We start from the raw sequence: 3712 nt of genomic DNA, 5'->3' as shown, positions 1-3712 counted from the left end.
TGCCCGTTGTTGTGCCAGGGATACCACTGGTAGTGCAGGGCCGTGTCGGCGCCCATCCACGGCGTCACGGGCTCCATCCGCGCGAACCGAAGCGCATCGTCCCGGTACGCGGGGCGGCCCGTGAGCGCGCCCAGGGCGGCCGCGGCCAGCTCCATGTCGTCGGCCCAGTTCTCCTCCTCGTAGAAGTACGGCGCGCGGGCGGGCGCCGTCTGGCAGACGCCCGGGTTCGCCCTGCCCAGCGCGTACGCCGCCTCCGCTTTTCGCGCGAGCAGCGCCGCGAACGCGGGGTCGCGCTCCGCGAACAGCCGTGCGCCCAGGGCGAACGCCGACGCCATCTTGCCCGCCGTGGACGCCATCCCGTCCGAGCGGTTGCGGTGCGTCAGCAGCCCCTGCGGGCGGCCCGTGCACGGGTAGACGGGCCGGTGTCCGCCGCGGCCCCAGCCGTAATCCGACGAGTCGTTCGTGGGCAGGTCGGGAAACGAGTGGTCGCGGTCGTCGCCCAGCTGGTTGAGCAGCAGGTCGTCGCGCGGATACATCTTGAGCAGCCACTCCAGCCCGTGCCGCGCCTCGTCCAGCACGTCCGGCGTGCCGTTGGCACCGGGGAGGCCGTCCGCCGCGTGCAGGTCGGCAAAGGCGGACGGATGGTCGCGGTACGCCATCAGCATCAGCCAGGTGGCGTTGGCGGAGGTCGTGACGTACTGCAGGTAGTCCGCGGCATCCGCCCATCCGCCCGCGACGTCGATGAACGCGCCGGCCTCCGGATGGTCGACGAGGATGCCGTCCGTGCGCGCGTGCACGCTGTCGCGAAACAGCGGGTTCCAGCCGCTTCGCTGCTGCCGCATGTACGCCAGCAGCGAGTCCGCCGCGCCCGTGTACACGTCCGCGTTGATGCGCACGGCCGGCGAGCGCACGCCGTCCGCCACGAGCGTGTACGTGCCCGCCGCGCGCACCCGCGAAAAATCGAGGCGATGCGCGGACGCGCAGGGCCCGAACGCGCCGCCGTCCGTCGCGCGCCCCCGCAACACCGTCCGCCCGCGCGCGTCCACGACGGTGAACGTGCCCGCGGGGCGCGAATCCAGCGCGCACAGCACGGCCACCTTGGGCCGGTTCGGCAGGTAGCCCAGCTGGTTGACGCGAATCCACGCGCGTTCGCCGCTCTGCGCGGTCTGCGCACCGGCGGAACCGGCGGCCCACAGCGCGAGGATCAGCGGAAGCGCGGCGAACACGCGTCGGGCGATTTGGACGAACGGGTGCGGCGGATTGGACGGGTGTGGCATGCAGCCTGGACCGCGGTACGGATGTTTGCCGATGGGATCGCGCAAGGTAGGACGGATGCGAGGGCCGCGACAGGCGATCCCGGATGCCGCCACGCCTCGCGCGAACGATCCAGGAGCGAATGAATTCGCCGCTGGAAAGGCACGAAGTCCGCCTGCGCGGACTGCCCCAGCAAAGGTCGGCGGGAGTACACCGACGCCGCGCGTCGAGCCGGCCGCGTCGCCGGGAGGCGGCCCACGTTGGCGGTTGAAGCCCTGTTCGCAGAGCGCGTCGGCGCGAGACAGGGCTTTCCGCTGTCCCAGCGGCGGATTCATCCGCTCAGGCTGGGGCGTGGCGACGAATTCCGGGACTCGCCCGTGCGGTTTCGTCCGCGTCATCCTCGCCCGCGTCGTCCGTACTTGCCCACGTCCGTCCCTCTCGTATCCGCGCAATTCGTCGTCATCCGCGAGCGGTTGCCGGTCCGGCGCGGCGCGGGGTAGGTTGCGCGGCATGCGATCCATCCGCCCCATCCGCCGTTCCGTCGCCGCGCTCCTCCCGCTGCTGGGGATCGCGGCGTCCTGCGCGCCCGCCGCGCGCCCCGTATCCACCGATCCGGATCGGCCAGGTCCAACCCGCGTAGCGTCCGCCATCGCGCCGAGCGCTCCGTTGGCGACCGGGCTGGACGCGGAGGGACGCGCGTGGGTGGAGCGCACCCTGGCGTCGCTCACCCTGCGCGAAAAGGCGGGGCAGCTGGTCTTTCCGTGGGTGGGCGGGGAGTACGCGGCGGAAGACTCGCCGGAGATGGACCGGCTGCTGGAATGGGTGGAGCGCGAGGGGATCGGCGGGATCGTGATCTCCGTGGGCCTGCCGCACAGCTACGCGGCCAAGCTGAACGCCGTCCAGCGCCGCGCGAAGGTGCCGCTGCTGGTGACGACGGACATGGAGAGCGGCCCGGGGATGCGCCTGGGTGGCGGATACACGCTGCCGCACCTGCTTCCCCTGGGCGGCGGCACGTCGTTTCCGCCCGTGATGGCGCTGGGGGCCATCGGCGACACGGCGCTGGCGTACGAGGTGGGCCGGGTGACGGCGCGCGAGGCGCGGGCCGTGGGCGTGCACCTGAACTTCGCGCCCGTGCTGGACGTCAACTCCAATCCGCTCAACCCCATCATCAACACGCGCTCGTTCGGCGAGGACCCGCGCGCGGTGGCGCGGCTGGCGACGGCGTTCCTCCGCGGCGAGCACGCGGGCGGGCTGATGGCGGCCGGCAAGCACTTTCCCGGGCACGGCGACACGGAGGCCGACACGCACATCGGCGTGGCGGCCATCCGCGCGGACCGGGCGCGGCTGGACTCCGTGGAGCTCGTCCCGTTCCGCGCGGCCGTCGCCGCCGGCGTGGACGGGATGATGGCCGCGCACATCTCCGTGACGGGCGTGGAGGGCCCGGACGCGCCGCCCGCCTCGCTCTCGCGCCGCTTTGCCACGGACGTGCTGCGCGGCGAGATGGGATTCGGGGGACTGGTGATCAGCGACGCCATGGACATGGGCGCCATCGTGGGCCGCTACGGCCGCACGGAGCCCCTGCTGATGGCGCTGGAGGCCGGCATCGACCTGCTGCTGCAGCCGCTGGACGCACGCGAGGCCGTGGACGCCCTCGTCGCCGGGGTGGAGTCCGGGCGCATCAGCCAGGCGCGGCTGGACGCGTCCGTGCGGCGCATCCTGGAGGCCAAGGCGCGCGCGGGGCTGCACCGATCGGCCACGGCGGACCTGGAATCGGTGGATGACGTCGTCGGCACGCGCGCGCACCGGCAGCTGGCGCAGACGGTGGCCGAGCGCTCCATCACCCTCGCGCGCGACGAGCGCGGCTCCGTGCCGATGGCGCCCGGCGCGCGCGTGCTGTCCATCACCTACGCGGACGCCGTGGACCTGACGGCGGGCCGGTGGTTCGACCGCGAGCTCACGCGCCTGGGCCACACGGTCGGCTCGTTCCGGGTGGACCCGCAGACGCCGCCGGAGACGTACGCGCGCATCCTGGCCCTGGCCGATTCGGCGGACGTGATCGTGGCGTCGGCGTACGTGCAGCCGCGGGAGCACGCGGGCACGGTGGGCGCGCGGGGCGGCTTTCCGCAATTCGTGCAGGCCCTGGCGACGCGCGGAGATCGCGTGGTCGCCGTCTCGTTCGGGAGCCCGTACGTGATCAGCGCTTATCCCACGGCGCCGGCGTACCTGCTGGCGTGGGGCGGCGCGGAGGTGAGCCAGCGTGCCGCCGCCCGCGCGCTCGCCGGGCAGGCCGCCATCACGGGCCGCCTGCCCGTCACCATCCCCACGCCCGATCTGCCGCGCGGCACGGGCCTTACGCGCGAGGTGCGGCGATGAAGGACGCAATGCGGGAAACGGCCATCAACGGCTCTCTTCTCATGATGGATGGATCGCGTGGATCGCGGAGCGCCCCCCATCCCCG

Annotated in this window: 2 protein-coding genes; one reads left to right on the top strand and one right to left on the bottom strand. The window is 73.2% G+C overall.

What is annotated here, in order from left to right:
- Positions 1-1226 (bottom strand): glycoside hydrolase family 9 protein (locus VFZ20_RS04560; protein ID WP_329682649.1); only part of this gene is annotated, 1226 nt, incomplete at its 3' end.
- 694 nt (positions 1227-1920) lie between these two features.
- Between VFZ20_RS04560 and VFZ20_RS04555 the strand changes: the two genes are divergently transcribed.
- On the top strand, positions 1921-3627 hold the full coding sequence (locus VFZ20_RS04555) for a glycoside hydrolase family 3 protein (RefSeq protein WP_329682648.1): 1707 nt from the start codon (positions 1921-1923) through the stop codon (positions 3625-3627).
- Positions 3628-3712 lie beyond the last annotated feature (85 nt).

The sequence above is a fragment of the Longimicrobium sp. genome (assembly GCF_036280135.1).
Classification (GTDB): Bacteria; Gemmatimonadota; Gemmatimonadetes; order Longimicrobiales; family Longimicrobiaceae; genus Longimicrobium.
The sequence above is the reverse complement of the archived record's forward strand: the minus strand, read 5'-3'. Positions and strand labels throughout refer to the sequence as shown.